Raw genomic sequence first — 19,362 nt, forward strand, 5'->3', positions numbered from 1 at the left:
GGAGACATTCGTATGCGCCTGCGCGCCATCCTCGCCCTCGCGATGCTGGTCGGTCTGCTCACCGCCGTACCGGCCCACGCCGAAGTCGTCCATCCTCGCCAGCAGTGGTTACGCGACTCCACCGCGGGCCTGTTCCTGCACTGGGGCATGTTCACCGCGCCCCGGCACCTGGACTGCGCCTCGTGGGAACGCGACGTCACCGACGGCGGCTGGACCCCTGACTACTGGATCGACCAGGCCCGCGACCTCGGCGCCTCCTACATCGTCCTGGCCACCTTCCACAGCGCGCTGGGCTACGCCCGCCCCTGGCCGTCCGCGATCCCGGGCAGCTGCGCCACCCGCCGCGACTTCCTCGGCGAACTGGTGAACGCCGGGAAGGCGAAGGGCGTGCGGGTCATGCTCTACATGACCGACGACCCGCAATGGCACAACAACACGGGCGTCGAGATGCTCGACTCGGCCGCCTACTCCGCCTACAAGGGCCGGCAGGTCGACATCACCACCCGACCCGGCTTCGGGATGTACAGCCAGGATCTTTTCCTGGAGGTCATGGAGAAATATCCGGACCTGGCGGGGTTCTGGATCGACAACGAGAACGAGTACTGGCAGCAGAACGGCCTGTACGACAAGGTCCGTGAACGGCGCCCGGACTGGCTGCTGAGCAACAACAACACCGACACCCCGATCATGGACACGGTCAGCAACGAGCAGAAGACCGGCATGACCCCCGCCTACGACTACCCGCAGGCGGCGTGGACCCCGATGCCGCGCCTGGTCGAGGCGGACTACAAGCTGCCCACGGTCGGCGACTGGTGGTACGACGGCGCCGACCACCCCGTGGACGCCCGCCTGTCCACCGGCCGGTACATCACCAACGCCGGCTCGTCGATGAAGTCGCTCATGGCGGAGACCGCGATGGTGAACGGCAAGTTCCCGCCGCAGCAGGAGGCCTTCAACTCCTTCATGTCCACGTGGGTCCCGCCGATCAAGGAGTCACTGCACGCCACCGAGGGCGGCGGCTACATGTACGGCGGCCTGCAGCCCGGCTTCTGGAACGACGGCGCGCACGGCGTGATCACCGTCCGGCGCGACGACGGCGGGAAGGTCCAGTACGTCCACGTGCTGACCAAGCCCAGCACCGACCGCGTACGGCTGCGCGACAACGGCTATCGCATCACCGGGGTGAGCGACCTGCGTACGGGCGAGCGGATGCGGTTCACCCAGTCCGGCGGCTCCCTGACGATCCTCGGCATCACGCGGTGGGACGACTACGACACGGTGTTCAAGGTCGAGACGGCCGGCCGCCAGGGCTTCCTCACCGGGGTCAAGGCCACGGCGTCCGCCGAGCAGACCGAGCATCCCGCCGCCGCCCTAGTGGACGGTGATTTCACGAAATATTGGGACTCAGACGGCAACCTGCCGGTGTCGGTGACGCTGGATCTCGGCAAGCGGAAGAAGGTGGCCTATCTGGCGGTCAACCAGCGCGAATGGTCGCCTGTCCTGGCCAGGGTGACGTTCGGGCGGCCCGAGGACTCCGCCCGGATCAAGGACTACCGCGTCTACGTCAGCGACGACGGCCGCCGCTGGGACAAGCCGGTGCGGGCCGGTGCGATGCGCAGCGCCCGCGGCACGCAGGTCCTCGACCTGGGCGAGCAGCACGGCCGCTACGTGAAGCTGGAGGTGCTCAACACCTGGGCGGGCGCGCAGGCGCCACGCTTCCACCGCAAGCTCCGGATCGACGAGATCCAGGTCGCCGACTCGTACCCGGTCTCGCGCGACAGCCTGCCGCTTGAGGCGGAGCGGCAGCAGCGGACGGGCCGGGCCCGCGTCGAGTCCTGCGCCGCCTGCTCGGGCGGGGCCCAGGTGATCGGGCTGCGGGACGGCACGCTCACCTACCGCGACGTGAGCGTCCCGGCGGCGGGCGAGTACCGCCTGCAGATCGACCACACCTCCGCCACACCCGCGACGCTGTCGGTCGCCGTCAACGGCGCGGCGCCGCTCCAGGTGCGGGTGCCGGGCGACAGCAAGGGCGTCCCCGCCTCCAGCGCCCTGCCCGTCACCCTGAAGGCGGGCACCAACACGATCACCCTGTCCGGGGACGCGGGGGTGGACCGCCTGGCCGTCGCCCCGATGCCACCCGCCTCGTACACCCCCAAGACCACCATGACCGTCGACCCGGCCGGCCTGCAGTGGGTCAGTCCCGGCCGGCAGTCGCTGCGGGTCTCGGCCACGCTGCGCCTGGACAGCGAGGACGTGCTCGACCAGGTCGCGTTCGCCCCGGCCGTCCCGGCGGGCTGGACCGTCGAGGGCGAGACGATCAAGGCGTCGGCCGTCCGGCTCGGGCAGACGCTGGCGGGCTCGTGGACGCTCACCTCACCCCCCGGAAAGGACGTGACCGCGACAGACATCCCGATCACCGCCACCTTCCAGTCGCTCGGCCGCCCCTACACGGTCACGAACCAGGTCGGAGTACGTCCGCGTCCCGCCGACCGGGTGTTCATGCGGGAGGCCGAGGACTCACGCAACAAGATCGGCGAAGCCGGGATCACCGCCTGCGCGGCGTGCTCCGGCGGTCAGAAGGTCCGCAACATCGGCGGCGGACCGGACCAGGGCAGCGAGCCGAACGCCTATGTGCTGTTCGAGGACGTCACGGTCCCCGAGGCACGGGCGTACACGCTGTACATCGACTTCACGGTGAACGGCCCCAAGTCGTACTCCGTGACGGTCAACGGCGGCACGCCGACCGAGGTGAAGGTGAACGGGGCGGGCAACAACACCCTCTACACCGTCAGCGTCCCCGTCACGCTGAAGGCCGGCCCGAACACCATCAAGCTCCACAACGACACGACCCCGGCCCCGGACCTGGACCGCATCTCTCTCGGGTGATCTCGGGCTATCTCGGGTGATCTCTGGCGAGAAGGCGTGACCCCGGCCGGATCTTCCGCGCCGGGGTCCATGCCCGGAAGCAACGGCGGCCGGAGCCGCGGCTAGCCGTATGACTTGCCGACGCTGTCGAGCAGGTGCTCAAGGGTGTCGTAGGAGGGGATGTCCACGACGTCGATGAGGTCGGTCGCGACGCTTACCTGGTGATCCGCGGCGACCTTGGCGAAGTCGGCGGCGTCCGCCGACCGGAACCCGTGCTCGGCGGCGAGCCGCTGCAGCTGCGAGTCGGTGCTGAGCAGGCGTCCGACGCGGTCGCCTGATGCGTTGAGCGGCACCAGCGTGTGCTTGGACATCACCGTCGGGGATGGGTACATCAGCACCATCCCCGGCTTGATCTGCCCTCGCGTGACCGCGTCGACGAACTGCGCCTCGTAGATCCAGACCATCGGCGACGGGCCCATGCCCACCGTGAGGTATTCGTTGAACGGACCCTCGGAGGTGTTGTCGGTGTAGCCCTGGCTGGTGAAGAGCTGGGTCACCAAGGGCAGCACGTTCTTCTCGGCGGTGGCGCCGTGCACGACCTTGCTGCCGTTCGCGACATAGCTGGTGATCGCCAGGTACATGGCCGCGGAGTTCGAGGTGCGCGGGTCCGTCGTGGAGATCAGGACGTTCTTGTCGACGCGGTAGTCGGAGTTGCCCGTGAGCTGGTCCCACTTCGTGTCCGTGGTGACCAGTTCGAGGTAGCGGCCGATGTTGAAGGTCGGCACGGGGCCCTGCTTCACCACACCCGCCTTGGTGAGCAGGTCCGCGATCGGCTGGAACGTCGCGATCGCCATGGGCGAGGAGAACGGCGTGTACTTCGTACTGACCTTGCGCTTGCGCTGGATGAACTCACCCGCCGGCGCACTCGACGGGAACGCGAAGTCGAAGCGACTGAGGTCTACCGAGGTGGCGATCTGACGGGAACCGGCCGATTCGATCTCGACCTTCACGCCCTTGTCGGCGAAGGCCCGCACCACCTGCGGATCCTCGAAGAACGCCTTCTTCTCGGAGCCGATCACGCCACGCACGACCGTGAGCGGCGGAGTCGGGGGCGGGGCCTCCGGCTTCCCGAGGTTCACGACCACCACGGCGGCGACCACGACGACCGCGACACCCAGGCCGATCGGGAGCAGCACCTTGCGGCTGGGCATTCTCGCCATCACACCGGCCTTTGCGGGCGCAGGCTCGGTGGGCGCGGCCTCGGTAGGTGCGGACTCGGTGGGCGCGGGCGCCTCCACCCGTGCCGTCAGCTCACCGCGAGCGATGCGTTCGACCATGACGGGGACGAAGTCACGGACGGGAAGGCCGTCGAAGCGGCGATAAGCCGCCTGCATCACACTCTCGACGTGCTCGGCGGAATGGGTGCCGGCGAAGACCTGCACCAGGTGGTCGGTGGTCCGGCGGATCGCCTGTTCCTCGCGGAGGGTATCGCCGCTCACCAATAACTCCCCGACCTATTAATTATCAGTTATCGCAGCGAGCCGCCATGCCCGCCCGATCATGCGAGACCCCACCATATAGGGGGTTTCGACCGCGTTGATAACCACGTCGGCTGTTATTTAAAACCCGCAGGTAAGGGCGATACGACCGCACCCCCGGAAATCATCTGTTCATATTCGACGGGCTCATTCGTCAAGCGAAATACACAAATGTTTTATATCCGTTCATCACCGGGCGGGGGCGGTGGCGCCGAGAAGGGCCAGGCAGTTCGTCCACAGAGCATCGAGGCGCTGGGTGTTGTTGTAGAGCTTGGCGAAGAGCACCTGACCTTCGAGCTGAGCGACGACGGATCGCGCCGCCTCGTGGGCGTCGGCGACCGTGACCTCGCCGCGCTCCCGGGCTTCGGTGACGACCTTCTCCACCATGTCGACCTGGGACTCGAAGATCTGCTGCAGGCGCTCGCGGAGGGCTTCCGTCTGGTTGCTCATCTCCAGGGTCAGGTTCCCGAAAAGACAGCCCGAGACGGTGCCGCAGCTCTGCTGCCCGGCGCGCTGGTCGGCTTCGGTGGCCTCGAACAGCTGCCGCAGCCGCTGAAGGGGCGGGTCATCGCTGCGCAGGATGCGCTTCCAGTTGCCGTGCTGGCCGGCCCAGTGCTCGTCGATGACGGCCAGGGCGAGCTCCTCCTTGGAGTTGAAGAAGTAGTAGAAACTACCCTTCGGCACGCCTGCCGCCTTGCAGATCTCGGCCACGCCCAGCGCGGAGTAGCCACGCAGCTCGATGAGCACCTGCGCGGCGCTGAGGATCCTCTCCTTGGCATCACTGGTTCGTCCCATACCATCAGTGTACGTCTTACTAGACCGGTCGACTATCGACCTCCATCGGGGTGGCCCATCTCACTTTGACGAATTGTCGACCGGTCGTCTACGTTGCTGATAGACGACCGGTCGGCTAGTAACCCGTCCGGTGACATCCTCACTCACCAAGAAGGTCATCATGAGTATCCAGAAGGTCGCGGTCATCACCGGAGCGTCGCAGGGCATCGGAGCCGCACTCGTCGACGCCTACCGCAAGCTCGGCTACGGCGTCGTCGCCACCTCGCGTACGATCGCCCCCGCCGACGACGCCGACGTCGTGACCGTCCAGGGCGACATCGCCGACCCCGCCACCGCCGAGCGCGTCATCGCCGCCGGCATCGAGCGCTTCGGCCGTATCGACACGCTGGTCAACAACGCGGGGATCTTCATCGCCAAGCCCTTCACCGACTACACGGCCGCCGACTACGCCGCCGTGAACGGTGTGAACCTGACCGGGTTCTTCCAGGTCACCCAGCTGGCCATCCCGCACATGCTCGCCCAAGGCGGCGGCCACATCGTCAACATCACCACCAGCCTGGTCGACAACGCCGACGCCAACGTCCCCTCCGTGCTGGCCTCGCTGACGAAGGGCGGCCTGCAGTCCGCCACCAAGTCCCTGGCCATCGAGTACGCGACCCGCGGCGTCCGCGTCAACGCCGTCTCACCGGGCACGATCAAGACCCCGATGCACCCGGACGAGACCCATCAAACCCTCGCCGCGTTGCACCCGGTCGGGCGGATGGGCGAGGTGAGCGACATCGCCGACGCGGTGGTCTACCTCGAGACGGCCCCGTTCGTCACCGGCGAGATCCTGCACGTCGACGGAGGTATGAGCGCCGGCCATTGACGGCCGCACAGGATCGGCATGCGTGATGGCCGCGTGGTGCGTCTCAGGTCACCAGGCCCCTGCGGTAGGCGTAGACCACGGCCTGCACGCGGTCACGCAGGTCGAGCTTGGTGAGGATGCGCGACACGTACGTCTTGACGGTCTCCTGGCTGATCACCAAGGTCGCGGCGATCTCGCTGTTGGACAGGCCGTCGGCGATGAGGCGCAGGACCTCCAGTTCGCGCGGGGTCAGCGCGATGCCGTCCGGCGTGTCCTCGGCGGGACGGATCCGCGACGCGTACCTGCCGACCAGCCGCCGCGTCACCTCGGGTGCCAGTAGCGCGGCACCCGTCGCGACGGTGCGGATGCCGTTCAGCAGCTGCGCCGGTGGGGCGTCCTTGAGCAGGAACCCGCTCGCGCCCGCGCGCAGCGCCTCGTACACGTACTCGTCCAGGTTGAACGTCGTCACCACGAGCACCTTGATCGGATCCGCCACCCCGGCACCGGCCAGCAGGCGGGTCGCCTCGATCCCGTCGAGCACCGGCATCCGTACATCCATCACCACCATGTCCGGCTTCAGCCGGCGGGCGAGGTCGACCGCGGCGCGACCGTCCCCGCACTCCCCCACCACCTCGAGGTCGGGCTGCGCACCGATGATCGTCGCGAACCCGGTACGGATCAGCGCTTGGTCGTCGCAGATCAGGACCCGAACAACCGGAGCGCTCACGACGGGCTCCCCGCGGGGACCCGTGCCCGCACGACGAAGCCGCCGCCCGTGGGCCGGTCCGCGCTGAACTCGCCCCCCAAGGCGTCGACCCGCTCCCGGAGCCCGGCGAGACCCCGCCCGCTCCCACCAGGGGAACCCCTCCGTGCGCCGGAACCATCGGTGGTGACCTCCACGCTGATCTCCTTCCGGCCATAGCGCACACGGACCACGGTGCGGCTGCCGTGGGCGTACTTGAGGGCGTTCGTCAGAGCCTCCTGCACGACCCGGTAGGTCACGAACTCGGCGCTGCCGGCCGACTCCGCCGGCCGGCCCTCCTCGGTGAACTCCACCGGCTGCCCGGCCTGACGTGTCTGCTCCACGAGCGTGTGAAGCTCGCCGACGGACGGCGTTCTGACGTCGGTGTCGTGGCCGGGGTTGAGCAGGTCGAGCAGGTGTCGCAAGTCGGCGATGGCCCGCCGGCCGGTGTCGGTGACGGCGCTCAGCGTCTCGTCGAGGCGATCGGGTACGGCGGTCAGGTAGCGGGCCGCCTCGGACTGCACGACCATCGCCGTCACGTGGTGGGTCACGACGTCGTGGAGCTCGCGGGCGATGCGGGTGCGCTCGGCGGTGCGAGTGGCCTCGGCGACGTGGCGGCGGAGTTCGGCCTCGGCGGCCCGGGTGGAGCGCAGCCAAGCCCCCATGCCCCAAGCGAGAACGAGCGCCAGGTAGAACAGCACGAATCCTTCCGGCCTCTCGGGCCCGCCGGGCCGGTCCAGCGCGACCGCCAGCGGCACGTACGCCACGGAGAGGAGGACCACGATGACGCGACGGTGACGCTCCAGATGGGCGCCCGCGCTCATCAGCGCGATGGGCAGCCCGGTGCCCGCCAACGCGTGGTATCCGCGCAGCTGGTCGAGTGCGAAGCCGAGCGACACCAGGATGAGACAGACGGCCGGCCACCGCCGGCGCACGGCGAGCGGGAGGCTCTGAAGGGCGACCGCCACGACGGCCAGCGCGTCGTAGGGGCGGAGCGGCATGTCGCCCACTTGCGTCCCGGCGCTCTGCAATCCCGGCAGGAACGACGCGACGGCCAACAGCAGCGCGAGCGGAGAATCCCGGACCGTGACGTCACACCGCCGCCACAGATCCGGGACCCGATGGAGACCGATCACTGGGAGAGCGTAGCGGTCGTGCCGGGCCGGGCGGCGCGCCGGCGAGGGACCAGGTTGCCGCGACGGCGGGCCAGCCACATGAACGCGATCGTCGCCAGCACGCAGAAGACCACCGAGTACGGGCTGCCCTCCGGCCCGAAGTCGCCACCGGTGAGCAGGGCCGGACCTGACGTCACCCCGTGCAGCAACCCTTCCGTCGCGCCGTTGCCGGAGACCTCGGTGCTGAAGATGCCGGCCGCGGCGAAGTTCCAGCCGAAGTGCAGGCCGATCGGCACCCACAGGGTGCGGGTGGCGACGTACGCCGCGGCGAGCATGCCACCGCCCTCGATCGCGATGGCGAGCGCGCCCCACAGACTGGCGTGCTGGTTGAACAGATGCGCCATGCCGAACACCAGACCCGTCAGCGTCAGCGCTATCCACGTACCGGTGCGTTCCTCGACGATCCGGAACAGAACGCCGCGAAACAGCAGCTCCTCCGTCACGGCGGCGGCGGCCATGAACCCGACCAGCCCGATAGCGCCCGCCAGCGAGCCGCCGCCGTCGACGCGGTAGCCGCCCATGAAGGCGATGTTCACGATGACGGCCGTGAACAACCCGATGCCGATCAGAACCCCTCGGCCGACGGCGGTGGCGGCGCCTTTCGCGGCCACCTCCACCGGCTCGCGGCGTTCGGACCACCGCACCACCCGGGCGTACACGAACACCGCGAGCACGGCCGTCGCGACACCGAGAACCAGGGTGAGAAACGCGTTCCCCTGTACCGCGCCCACACCCAGGCTGCCGACGAAGGCGACCACCGCGACGGCCACGAGCTGCTTCAACAGCCGCATGACGACTCCTCTGCGAGATTCCACGAGCTTCCGCGACCGGAGCGCCGCGGCTACGCCGAGAACGCTAGGGATGTGCCGACCGGGAATCGTCACCGCGCGGTGGACACTCGCGGGTAGCTCGCACGGGGGACAAGCGCGCCGCGCACGACCTCAGCCGGGACGCCGGGGCGCGATCCGGGCCGCGATGGCATCCAGCAGTGCGGCTAGGCCGCCTTCGACGCCGCCGAGGTCCCCAAATTGATGAAGGTCCTCGCCGACTTCGACGTCACGCTCGTCCCGCCGATCAACTACTTCGACGCCTGGGTCTACGACAAGCGGGGACTCCGGTCGGCCGACAACGCGGGCGTCAAGCGCGCCCTCGGCCTGCCCGCCTCCGGCCCCGGCCCCAACCCGCAGGGCCCCAACCCCCGGAGCGGCGAGATGGAAGGCCCTGACGACTGACCGCCTGTACAGTCGCGGCAGATGTGCCCAAACCACAACGGCGGGGTGCCAGCGGCGGCAATTCGCCACTCGTATCCTGCCGATTCGCAGAAAGGCCGCGCTGTGACCATCGTGACCGCAGACCTCTACGACGAGCGGGGCGACGAGCTCGACTCCTGCGACCTTCAGCTCTCCCAATACGGCGGCCGCCGGGCCTTCGCCGGCACGGTCGTCACCGTCCGCTGCCACGAGGACAACGCGCTGCTCAAGTCCGTCCTGGGAGAGCCCGGCGAGGGACGCGTCCTGGTGGTCGATGGCGGCGGCTCGCTGCACACCGCCCTCATGGGTGACATCATCGCCGGCCTGGCCGTCGCCAGCGGATGGGCCGGCGTTGTCATCAACGGTGCGGTACGAGATGTCGCCGCCCTGCGTGAACTGGACCTGGGCGTCAAGGCGCTGGGCGCCAATCCACGTAAGAGCGGCAAGGAGGGCACTGGCCAGCGTGACGTCCCGGTCGCTTTCGGCGGTGTCACCTTCCATCCAGGGGCCGAGCTGTTCAGTGATGACGACGGCATCCTCGTGACGCGCGCCTCGATCTCCTGAGCGCGTGTCACGATGACCGTGCGTTCGCCCCCCGGATTGCGGGTACGTGAGCCCGGGGGGCTCGAGCATCCATGACGACCAGGGGGACGTCTCATGACTGAGCACATTCTGGAGCCGGCGGCACAGGAGATCGCGGACGCGACCTCGAAGCCCCCGTTCCTGTACGAACTGGGCCCCGAGGGCGCCCGGAAGGTCCTGGACGACATCCAGGCCGCCCCGATCGACAAGCTCGACGTCGAGGAGAAGTGGATCACCGTACCGGCCGAGGTCGGGGACGTACGGGTCCGCATCATCAAGCCTCCGGGCGCCACCGGCGCGCTGCCCGTCATTCTGTACGTCCACGGCGGCGGCTGGATCCTCGGCAACGCCGGCACGCACGACCGCCTCGTCCGCGAGCTGGCCGTCGGGGCGAAGGCCGCCGTGGTCTTCGTCGAGTACGACCGCTCGCCGGAGGCGCGCTACCCGGTGGCGATCGAGCAGGCGTACGCCACGGCCCGCTGGATCACCCGGGACGGTGCCGCCGAGGGGCTCGACGCCGCGCGCCTCGCGGTCGCGGGCGACTCCGTCGGCGGCAACATGACGGCCGCCCTGGCCATCCTGGCCAAGCAGCGCGGCGACGTGAGGTTCGTCCACCAGTCGCTCTACTACCCGGTCACGGACGCCGCCCAGGACACCGACAGCTACCGGGAGTTCGCCAACGGGCCCTTCCTGACCGCGAAGGCCATGGCCTGGTTTTGGGATGCGTACCTGCCGGACCACGACCGGCGTGCGGAGATCACCGCCTCGCCGCTGCGGGCGACCCTGGAGGAGCTCACCGGTTTGCCCGAGGCGTTCGTGATCGTGGACGAGAACGACGTGCTGCGGGACGAGGGCGAGGCGTACGCGCGCAAGCTCACGGCAGCCGGGGTGCGCACGACGAGCCTGCGCTACAACGGCATCCTGCACGACTTCATGATGCTCAACCCGCTCCGGCAGACCGCCGCCACCACGGGCGCCGTCGAACAGGCCATCCACGTCCTGCGCAAGGCGCTGGGCACGACCTGACACCCGCACCCGGACCGCTCCCCCCGAGCTGCGGACGCTAGTCGCGGACGTCACGGTGGCGCTCGTGGCGGCCATCTGCGCGACGGCCGGCGAATTGGGCGGGACGGCAGGCGCGTGAGCCACCGCTCGCACACCACGACCTCATGGCCCAGCTGCCCGAGCAGGGAGGCCGCGACCATGCCGGTAGGGCCGTAACCCACCACAGCGACGTCGAAGATCTTGTTCATGCACGCGCCCGCCAGTAATGTAAATTCACGTTCGCATTAAGTGTGAATGCAGGTTCACACTTGTGTCAGCGACTCAGCAGGTAGGCCGTGACGGCTCGCCGCAACTGGTCGACCAGTTCCGGCCAGGGCAGGGGGCGGCGCGACTCCAGGTATTCACCGTGGATGATCCGGTGGGCGCAGGTCGCGTAGATCATCCGATAGGCGAAGTCGATCGCCGCCTCGACGTCCGGGTGATGCCGCAGTGCCGGTGCCGCCAGCAGGATCGTGTCGCGAAAGACCTGGTTGCCCCGGACACTGACGGCAGAACCGTGTTCGAAGACCGCCGGGTTCTGGGTGCCCAGCAGCATGAACACCCGCATCAAGGTGGCATGGGAGTGCAGCGACCCGGCCGCGCCCTCCACCGCCGCGGCGATCACCACATCGGGCGGCGTCGCCGCCGAGAGGTCGAGGTCGACCAGGCGCCGGAAGAACTCCGCGGCCAACTCGTCGGTGAACCGGGCCTGGAGGGCCAGCAGCAGCCGTTCCTTGTCGCCGAACCGGCGGTAGACGCTGCCCACCGAGACCTCGGCGGCCTCGGCGACCGCGACGACGGTCAGCGCCTCCGGTCCGCCCTCTTCCAGGAGGCGGATGCCGGCGTCGAAGATGCGATTCTGGGTCTCACGGCTGCGTGCCTGGCGGGCAACCGGCGTCGGGGACGCGTCGCTACTACTCACTGCGAAAGTGTAGCCAGATGGTTGACAATCTCAAGCGCCAAACCGGAGTACTAGTTCACATCATCACGTGAGGATCACACCGACATGACCGCACTTGCGGCGCACTTCAGCGAGGAGCACTCCGCCGAGATCGTCGCCGCGACCTTCGCCGACACCCCGGATCCGCGCTTGCGCGCCATCATGACCTCGCTCGTACGGCACCTGCACGCGTTCGTCAAGGACGTCGAGCCCACGATCGAGGAGTGGACGGCGGCGATCGGCTTCCTCACCGAGGTGGGCGCGACCTGTACGCCGGTCCGGCAGGAGTTCATCCTGCTGTCCGACGTTCTCGGCGTGTCCATGCTGGTCGAGACCATGAACAACCGTGCGGGCGAGGCCACGGAGTCGACCGTGGAGGGGCCGTTCCACGTGGTCGAGTCGCCGCCGCGTGAGCTCGGCGCCGACATCGCGCTGGACGGGAAGGGCGAGCCGTGCCTGGTCACCGGTACGGTCAGGGCGACGGACGGCACTCCCGTGCCCGGCGCCGCCGTGGACGTGTGGCAGGCCAACGCGGACGGTTTCTACGACGTACAGCAGCCCGAGCGGCAACCCGAGCGCAACCTGCGCGGGCTGTTCACCACCGACGACGAGGGACGCTTCCGGTTCCGGTCGATCGTGCCCCGGCACTACCCGATCCCCTCCGACGGGCCCGTCGGCCGGCTGCTCCAGGCGACCGGGCGCCACCCGAACCGGCCCGCGCATGTGCACTTCGACGTCCGGGCCACCGGCTTCCGGCCCCTGATCACCCACCTGTTCGTCGCGGACACGCCCTACATCGACTCCGACGCGGTCTTCGGTGTGAAGGACAGCCTCGTACGCGAGTTCCCCACCATCGACGACCCCGCCCGGGCGGCAGAGGCCGGCCTGCCCAACCCGTTCCGTACCGTCCACTTCGACGTGGTGCTCCGACCTGAGGAGCCCCGGCCGTGACCCCGTTCATCTACCGGGATGTGGGCCAGTGCTCCGGCGTTTACGCCGGGGGTGAAGGCCCACGAGGGAAGGCGCTCCAGCGTCTGAGCGTGCCTTAAACCGGTCGGCTTTGCTGCTCGATGTACTGGCGCAGAACCGAGATCGGGGCTCCGCCCACCGATCCGGTGTGGGTGGTCTTCGGCGTCGGCGCCGTGAAGTCGCTGCCCCAGGAGATCGAACGCCTGGGACACCGGCGGGCGCTGGTCCTCTGCGGCCCCGAGCAGGAGTCCACCGGGCGGATGATCGCCGACGCGCTCGGAGACCGCTCGGCGGGTCTCCTGGCCGAAGCCCGCATGCACGTCCCGCTGGAGATCGCCGACCTCGCCAGGGACCGAGCCCGAGCGCTGGAGGCCGACTGCTGTGTCGCCGTCGGCGGCGGCTCGGCGATCGGCCTTGGCAAGGCGGTCGTCCTGGCCCACGGACTGCCGGTCCTCGCCGTCCCCACCACCTACGCCGGTTCGGAGATGACGCCCATCTGGGGGCTGACCGATAACGGACGCAAGCGCACCGGCCGGGACCCGCGCGTCCTGCCGGTCAGCGTGCTCTACGACGCTGAACCTTCCCCACGCCCCCACGCACACGGTCGTCCTCCCCCACGTTCTCGCCTACAACCAGCCGGGCGCGCCACAGGCCGTGGCCGCGCTGCGCCGCGCGCTCGGCGACATCCCGGACCCGACGCGCCGCTTGTGGGAACTCGCCGGCGAGCTCGGCGCCCCGCGGTCGCTGCGGCAGCTGGGAATGGCGGAGACGGACATCCCCCGGATCGTCGACGAGGTGCTCGCCAACCCGTACGCCAACCCGGTCGAGGTCACCGCGGAAGGTCTGACCGGACTCCTGCGTACCGCATGGGCGGGCGAGCCTCCCAATCTCGATCACTCAGGCTGAGCCACCGGCTCCTCTTGACCAATTCTGTTGACCGACGTATGTACATTCCTATGCACGCACTTTGGTCAACCAGGTCCCACTGCCCTCACTGAACGCGTCAGCCCGCCTCTGCTCGACGGCCACCTGACCATGCGTGAATAGTGGAGTGGAAATCCCCCCATGTCTCACTCGCCGGTTTCTCCCGACGCGTTCACCTCCGCCTCCGGATCGATGTCACGCCCGTCCCGCCGGGCCGTCTTGGCGGGCGCCGGTGCCGCCCTGCTCGCCCCGGCCGCACCGGCGAGGGCAGGCGTAGCGGAGAACGCCGGCAAGACAGCCGTCGTCTCCGGCACCGACTACGCCGTCGCACCCTCCCCCGACGGCCGCCTGCTCGCCCTCGACCTGCTCGGTGTCCTGTGGGTCTGCTCCGCCTCCGGGAGCACCGCCCGCCGGCTCACCAGCGATCTGTACGACATCGCCCAGCCCGACTGGTCCCCGGACGGCGGCACCATCGTGTTCCAGTCGTACCGCGACGGCGTCTTCAACCTGTGGACGATCCGGCCCGACGGGTCCGCGATCACCCAGTTGACCACCGGCCCGTTCGATCACCGCGAGCCCCGCTACAGCCCCGACGGGCGCACCATCGCCTACTCCTCCGACGCCGGGGGCAGCTACGGGATCCACCTGCTCGACGTCGCCACCGGAGCGACCCGCGTCCTGACCGACACCCCCGTCGAGGAGTACGAGCCGGCCTGGTCACCCGACGGGAGCAAGATCGCGTTCGTCGTGGCCGACACCAGGATCGACGTCATCGAGGTCGCCACCGGCACGCGCGCCACCGCGGTCACGGTCCCCGCCGGACAGGTCATTCACCAGCCGTCCTGGCTGCCGAACGGCACCGACCTCGCCTACCACCTCTTCCACTCGGGCGCCAATGATCTGGCCGGCACCGCGGGCACCCTCGTCACCGGCGAGGAAGTCTTCCCGTTCCGTGCCCGGTTCGCCCCGGACGGACGCTATTACTACACCTCAGCGGGCACCATCAAGGTCCGCCGCCTCAACTCCGCGTCCGTCGGCACCATCGGCTTCACCGCCGCCCTGACGACGACGACTCCGAAGTACAAGAAGAAGGTCCGCGTATTCGACGAGCCCGGGTCATTCCCCGTCGTCGGAATCGGCAGCCCGGCCGTGTCCCCGGACGGGTCCGCCATCGCCTTCCGCGCGCTCAACGACATTTATCTGATGCGCGGCGGTGGCACGCCGGAACCGCTTTTCCGTGACCACTGGTGGAAAGCCGACCCGGATTTCTCCCCGGACGGGCGGCAACTGGCATTCGTCACCGACCGCACCGGCACCCTCAACATCTGGGTCCGCGACCTGAGCACCGGCGCCGACCGGCAGATCACCCATCTGACCGACTCGGCCGCCCTGTCGGTCCGGTGGTCACCCGACGGGAAGGAGATCGCCTACCTGGACCAGGACGGCGCCCTGTGGGCGGTGAACGTCTCCACCGGCGACCTCCAGAAGATCTTCGACGCCACCTTCGAACCAGGCCGCCCGACCTGGTCACCCGACGGCAAGACTCTCGCGCTGGCCGCGGTGGTGCCGTACTCACGACGCTACCGTGAGGGACTGTCCAAGATCCTGCTCGTCGACCGGGCCACGGGCGCCGGCACGTACATCGACCCCGCGCCACACCGGTCCTTGCAGACCCGTGGCGACGACGGCCCCGTCTGGTCCCCTGACGGCACCATGCTCGCCTTCGCCATGGAATCGCTCCTGTGGGTCCTGCCCGTCGACAAGAACGGACGGCCCACCGGCAGCGCCCGTCAGGTCACCCGGGACGTCTCCGACGCCCCTGTCTGGGCAGGCGGCTCGGTCACCCTCCTCTACCTGAACGAGGGACGTCTCAAGAGCGTGCGCCTCGACGGCAAGCCCGCCCGGTCGATTCCGATGAAGCTGACCTGGCGCAACGACACCGGCCCCGATCAGGTCGTCATTCACGCCGGGCGCATGTGGGACGGCGTCTCCAAGAGCGTCGTCCGCGACGTCGACATCATCGTACGAGGCCAGCGCATCACCGCGATCGAACCGCACCGGGATGGCAGGCCCGGCGCCCGGATCGACGCCCGCGACAGGTTCGTCATGCCCGGCCTGATCGACATCCACCATCACCGTGAGATGCAGGGCTACGCGTACGGATCGCGACAGGGTCCGCTGTGGCTCGCCCTGGGCGTCACCACGACGCGCTCACCTGGCTCACCGGCGTATCACATGGTCGAGGAGCGCGAGTCGGTGCAGTCCGGCGCCCGGCTCGCACCGCGCTACCTGGGCACGGGCGAGGCCATCGACGGCCCGCGCATCTACTACAACTTCATGCGCCCGACGTACTCCCACGACCAGCTGCTGCTCGAACTGCGGCGGGCCGCCGCCCTCGACTACGACATGATGAAGTGCTACGTACGGCTGCCGGTCGTCTGGCACAGGGAGGTCATCGACTGGGCCCACCGCCAGGGCAAGCCGGTCAGCTCGCACTACCACTATCCGGCGATCGCCATGGGCGGCGACCAGACCGAGCATGTCGGCGCCACCAACCGGTTCGGCTACTCACGCACCGTCACGAACGTCGGCTCCGCCTACTCGGACGTCATCGCCATGTTCAACGCCTCGAAGATGGCCAGAACCCCCACGCTGTTCAACTCCTCGACCCTCTACCGGGACGACACCTCGCTGGTCACCGACGAACGAGTCCGCCGGCTCTACCCGAACTGGCGGATGGCCGCGCTGCGGGCGACGGTCACCACGGCCCAGACCGCCGACCCGACGGCGGTCCAGGTGATCCGGACGAACCTCGCCAACCAGGTCGCGCAGCTCACGGCGATGATCCGCGGCGGCGGCGTGGTCACCGCAGGCACCGACGCACCGATCGATCACCTCGGGATCAGCCTGCACATGAACCTGCGCGCCATGGTCAAGTACGGCCTGACCCCGCGGGAAACGCTCACCTCAGCGACCAGCACGTCCGGGGCCTACCTCGGCCTCCCGCTGGGCAGGATCGCCAAGGGCATGTACGCCGACCTGGCCATCATCGACGGCGACCCGCTGTCCCGCATCGAGGACGCCGCCAACGTCACCGCCGTCGTCGTCGGCGGGAGGCACCACACCGTCGAGCAGCTCCTCGCGCCTTATCCGTCCTCCTCCACCACTCAGGCGACACCCGCGGCCGCCGCACCTTCCGGCAAGGTCAAGGACCGCGTCCCCGTGCACCAGAGCGCGGCGAGCCACTGGTGGAACGACCCCGCCGAACTCGAGGCAGCCCGGGTCGCCTGCTGCCACGACCACTGAGCGCGCGCATCACACGCCTGCGACCCTGTGCGGCGGTCAGTGCTTGTGGTCAGTGCTTGTAGGCGGCGACGACCTCCACTTCGACGAGCCAGCCCGCGACCGGGAGATTGGCGATCTCGATCGTCACGCGGGCCGGGCGGGCCGGGTTGACCTCCATGGGCGAGGCGGGGGGCGCGGTGCCGAGGGGGACGGGTACGGGCTGGCCGGTGGCCAGGTCCGTGTTGGCGAAGAACTGGCGGTAGGCACGGTTCCAGCCGGTGAAGTCGGCCGACTCGGCTCCGGGAGGCTTCTCCAGATAGGCGCGCATGGAGACGACGTCGGCCAGGCCCAGCCCAGCGGCGGAGAGGTTCGCCTTGATGCGCTTGAGCACGTTGAGTGCCTGGGCCTCGGTGATGGTGACGCCAGGGGGCAAAGTAGCCCCGGGGAAGTCGATGTAGCGCTCGGGAGAGTCGGCGGGAGCCCCGGTGTTGGCCGCCGCCGGGCCCAGGCCGCTGGCGGTGTAGGAGGCCACCTGCTTGCCGAGCGCCACACCGTCGGCGATCGAGGGGTTGGTGGTGCCGGCCGGGAGGAAGGGCTTGACCTCCTGCGGCCGGGGCGACCAGGTGGGGTTGGCGGCGGCCGTACCGGTGCCGAGGACGAGGACGACGGCCACGGAGAGGGCGATGGTGCGGATCTTCATGCGGAGGTGTCCTCTCAGGAGGTGCTCATGACGCGCTGGTGCAGCTCGGTGACGACCTTGCGGGCGGACTCCAGGGCACCCGCCTGCCAGGCGATCATGTAGCTCAGCCAGTCCCCCGCGAAGTGCACGTGCCCGGCCGGTCTGTTGAGGAGCTGGTACGCGCCCTGCCGGGACGGCCAGCCCACCCAGGCGCCCTCGATGTGCGGCTGGAGTTTCCAGGCGATGGACACCGACGATGCCAGCTCGTCGCGGTATTTCGCGCCGTGGATCTTCATGCCCTGCTCGATCGCGCGGCGCTCGCGGTCCGCGTGCTTCAGCGCGGCGTACGCGTCGGCCTGGGCGCCGAAGTTGTAGTAGCCGACGACCATGCCGCGCGAGGTGCCGTACCCGTAGGAGGGGTACCAGATCGTGGCTAGGTCGAGGTCGGTGGCGGTGATGCCGCCGTAGATGTCCTCGTCGGTCTCCCACCAGCGGCGGCGGTACTCCAGGCCGATCTTGCCCGCGTTCGTGGCGGTCGGGGTGGCGAGGGCGGCCTGGACGTCCGGGCCGAGGTTGTGCGCGGTCTTGGCGAGGATGTGCGGGGGCATCGCCGCGACGCAAAGGTCCGCTTTGATCTTCTGCGTACGGCCGTGGCGGTCCTGGTACTCCACCTCCACGCCGTCCGGCAGATCGGTGATCTTGGTAACTTTGGCGCGCAGCCGGATCCGCTGCCGCCCGATCTTGCCGGCGAAGGCCCGCGGGATCGCGTCCATGCCGCCCACCGGCTGGAACATCAGCATCGCCTGCTCGTAGCCGAACTCGAACGAGAACCGCTGCCCGACGCCACTCGCCAGCACCTCCGACAGCGACGGCACCGGCTCGAGGAGCGTGCCCGGCTGTTCACCCGCGCCCGGGTTCACGTTGTGGCCGCGGCGGTCGCCTCCGGAGTACTTGAATCCGCTCGCCTTGTTCCCCACCGCCCCGAAGCTCGACAGGAAGGCGATCAGCCGCTCTTTGTCCTGCGCGGTGAGCGCGGCGTCCAGCGCCCCCGCGTCGGTCGCCCGCGACAGCAGCTCCGAGACGTACCCATATACGTCGGCCTTGGCGGTGCGCCAGCGGACGGGGGCCTGCATGTTCTGGTGGTAGATGTAGGCCTGGGCGTTGGAGTTGGTGAAGACCTCCAGGTCCACGCCGAGCTCGCGGCAGTAGTCCATGGTGACCATCCACTGCGCCAGCCGGGCCGGTCCCGCGTTGAGGTAGACACCGTCACTGAACTTCGCGACCTGTGAGGAGCCGTCCAGCTCGGTCACGCGGTCACCGCCGCGGATGGTCCAGTTCCGGCCGCCCACCCGGTCGAGCGCCTCCAAGATTGTGCAGTCGTAGCCCGCCTTGCCCAACTCGTACGCCGTGGCAAGACCGGCTATCCCCGCGCCGAGGATCACCACCTTCTTCGCAGACCTCCCGGTGAGCGAGAAGTCGGACTGCTGCGGCGGGTCGAAAGTTTCCTTCGCGGCCGCCTCGGCGGTGGGCGCGAGGCCGAGCGCGCCCATGGTCGCGAAGAGCGCCCCTGCACCGCCGGAAACACCGACGGCGGACAGGAAATCGCGTCTGCTGTACCCCAACACGTACCTCCAAGATTTTGCTGTAGGTGAGTCTTGGGGGGTTCTGTTGCTGGTCGTCCTTTGTTGTGTTGTTTGTGTGTTTCAAGCTGATCATCGTGTTTATAG

At 69.0% G+C, this 19,362-nt stretch carries 17 protein-coding genes and 1 pseudogene; 9 read left to right on the forward strand and 9 right to left on the reverse strand.

Annotated elements, in window-relative coordinates; all coding sequences use genetic code 11:
* The first annotated feature begins 12 nt into the window (after positions 1-12).
* Entirely contained in the window at positions 13-2,886 is a 2,874-nt protein-coding gene (locus tag AB0C30_RS39800) for a CBM35 domain-containing protein (RefSeq protein ID WP_357953777.1), read from the forward strand.
* Positions 2,887-2,987: 101 nt separating this feature from the next.
* On the opposite strand, the gene AB0C30_RS39805 is transcribed toward AB0C30_RS39800, so the two are convergent.
* Together AB0C30_RS39805 and AB0C30_RS39810 are read right to left on the reverse strand one after the other, a co-directional pair.
* A complete protein-coding gene (locus tag AB0C30_RS39805) occupies positions 2,988-4,364 on the reverse strand; it encodes a three-helix bundle dimerization domain-containing protein (protein ID WP_357953779.1) in 1,377 nt (458 codons plus the stop codon).
* Positions 4,365-4,592: 228 nt separating this feature from the next.
* Positions 4,593-5,198, reverse strand: a complete 606-nt coding sequence (locus AB0C30_RS39810; protein WP_357953781.1) for a TetR/AcrR family transcriptional regulator — start codon at positions 5,196-5,198, stop codon at positions 4,593-4,595.
* A 160-nt stretch (positions 5,199-5,358) separates the two neighbouring features.
* On the opposite strand from AB0C30_RS39810, the gene AB0C30_RS39815 reads away from it, so the two are divergent.
* Complete coding sequence (locus AB0C30_RS39815; protein WP_357953783.1) at positions 5,359-6,066, forward strand: SDR family oxidoreductase; 708 nt, start codon at positions 5,359-5,361, stop codon at positions 6,064-6,066.
* Between the two features lie 43 nt (positions 6,067-6,109).
* Here AB0C30_RS39815 and AB0C30_RS39820 read toward each other — a convergent pair whose 3' ends face one another.
* Genes AB0C30_RS39820 through AB0C30_RS39830 form a run of 3 tightly spaced genes read right to left on the reverse strand, consistent with a single transcriptional unit; the run spans position 6,110 to position 8,753 of the window.
* Positions 6,110-6,772 carry a response regulator transcription factor gene (locus tag AB0C30_RS39820; protein WP_357953785.1) on the reverse strand — a complete coding sequence of 221 codons (663 nt, stop codon included), beginning with the start codon at positions 6,770-6,772 and terminating at the stop codon, positions 6,110-6,112.
* The gene (locus AB0C30_RS39825; protein ID WP_357953787.1) at positions 6,769-7,923 is read right to left on the reverse strand and encodes a histidine kinase; all 1,155 of its coding nucleotides are present in this window, start codon (positions 7,921-7,923) and stop codon (positions 6,769-6,771) included. Before AB0C30_RS39825 ends, AB0C30_RS39820 begins: the two co-directional genes overlap by 4 nt.
* Positions 7,920-8,753 (reverse strand): type II CAAX endopeptidase family protein, encoded by an 834-nt coding sequence (locus AB0C30_RS39830; protein WP_357953789.1) that lies wholly within the window; start codon positions 8,751-8,753, stop codon positions 7,920-7,922. Before AB0C30_RS39830 ends, AB0C30_RS39825 begins: the two co-directional genes overlap by 4 nt.
* 240 nt (positions 8,754-8,993) lie before the next feature.
* Between AB0C30_RS39830 and AB0C30_RS39835 the strand changes: the two genes are divergently transcribed.
* The 3 genes from AB0C30_RS39835 (at position 8,994) to AB0C30_RS39845 (ending at position 10,820) form a co-directional block, all read left to right on the forward strand.
* On the forward strand, positions 8,994-9,194 hold the full coding sequence (locus AB0C30_RS39835; protein WP_357953790.1) for a hypothetical protein: 201 nt from the start codon (positions 8,994-8,996) through the stop codon (positions 9,192-9,194).
* A gap of 102 nt (positions 9,195-9,296) precedes the next feature.
* Complete coding sequence (gene rraA, locus AB0C30_RS39840) at positions 9,297-9,776, forward strand: ribonuclease E activity regulator RraA (protein ID WP_357953792.1); 480 nt, start codon at positions 9,297-9,299, stop codon at positions 9,774-9,776.
* A gap of 93 nt (positions 9,777-9,869) precedes the next feature.
* The gene (locus AB0C30_RS39845; protein ID WP_357953794.1) at positions 9,870-10,820 is read left to right on the forward strand and encodes an alpha/beta hydrolase; all 951 of its coding nucleotides are present in this window, start codon (positions 9,870-9,872) and stop codon (positions 10,818-10,820) included.
* Between the two features lie 50 nt (positions 10,821-10,870).
* Here the strand turns inward: AB0C30_RS39845 and AB0C30_RS39850 are convergent, their stop codons facing one another.
* Both AB0C30_RS39850 and AB0C30_RS39855 read right to left on the reverse strand, forming a co-directional pair.
* A complete protein-coding gene (locus AB0C30_RS39850) occupies positions 10,871-11,047 on the reverse strand; it encodes an FAD-dependent monooxygenase (protein WP_357953796.1) in 177 nt (58 codons plus the stop codon).
* A 65-nt stretch (positions 11,048-11,112) separates the two neighbouring features.
* Complete coding sequence (locus AB0C30_RS39855; RefSeq protein ID WP_357953798.1) at positions 11,113-11,760, reverse strand: TetR/AcrR family transcriptional regulator; 648 nt, start codon at positions 11,758-11,760, stop codon at positions 11,113-11,115.
* A gap of 84 nt (positions 11,761-11,844) precedes the next feature.
* Between AB0C30_RS39855 and AB0C30_RS39860 the strand changes: the two genes are divergently transcribed.
* The 4 genes and pseudogenes from AB0C30_RS39860 to AB0C30_RS39875 all read left to right on the forward strand — a co-directional run bounded on the left by AB0C30_RS39860 (position 11,845) and on the right by AB0C30_RS39875 (position 16,977).
* Positions 11,845-12,729, forward strand: coding sequence for an intradiol ring-cleavage dioxygenase (locus tag AB0C30_RS39860; RefSeq protein WP_357953800.1), 885 nt, complete (start codon positions 11,845-11,847; stop codon positions 12,727-12,729).
* A gap of 119 nt (positions 12,730-12,848) precedes the next feature.
* Positions 12,849-13,290: pseudogene (locus AB0C30_RS39865) on the forward strand (iron-containing alcohol dehydrogenase); the annotation flags it as partial.
* Positions 13,291-13,320: 30 nt separating this feature from the next.
* Entirely contained in the window at positions 13,321-13,653 is a 333-nt protein-coding gene (locus tag AB0C30_RS39870) for an iron-containing alcohol dehydrogenase (RefSeq protein WP_357953949.1), read from the forward strand.
* Between the two features lie 159 nt (positions 13,654-13,812).
* Positions 13,813-16,977 carry an amidohydrolase family protein gene (locus AB0C30_RS39875; RefSeq protein ID WP_357953802.1) on the forward strand — a complete coding sequence of 1,055 codons (3,165 nt, stop codon included), beginning with the start codon at positions 13,813-13,815 and terminating at the stop codon, positions 16,975-16,977.
* Positions 16,978-17,026: 49 nt separating this feature from the next.
* On the opposite strand, the gene AB0C30_RS39880 is transcribed toward AB0C30_RS39875, so the two are convergent.
* Positions 17,027-17,656, reverse strand: coding sequence for a Rid family hydrolase (locus tag AB0C30_RS39880; protein WP_357953804.1), 630 nt, complete (start codon positions 17,654-17,656; stop codon positions 17,027-17,029).
* 14 nt (positions 17,657-17,670) lie between these two features.
* Complete coding sequence (locus AB0C30_RS39885) at positions 17,671-19,260, reverse strand: flavin monoamine oxidase family protein (protein WP_357953806.1); 1,590 nt, start codon at positions 19,258-19,260, stop codon at positions 17,671-17,673.
* Between the last annotated feature and the right edge of the window lie 102 nt (positions 19,261-19,362).

Source organism: Nonomuraea sp. NPDC048901, assembly GCF_040649695.1.
In the GTDB taxonomy this organism is placed as follows: Bacteria; Actinomycetota; Actinomycetes; order Streptosporangiales; family Streptosporangiaceae; genus Nonomuraea.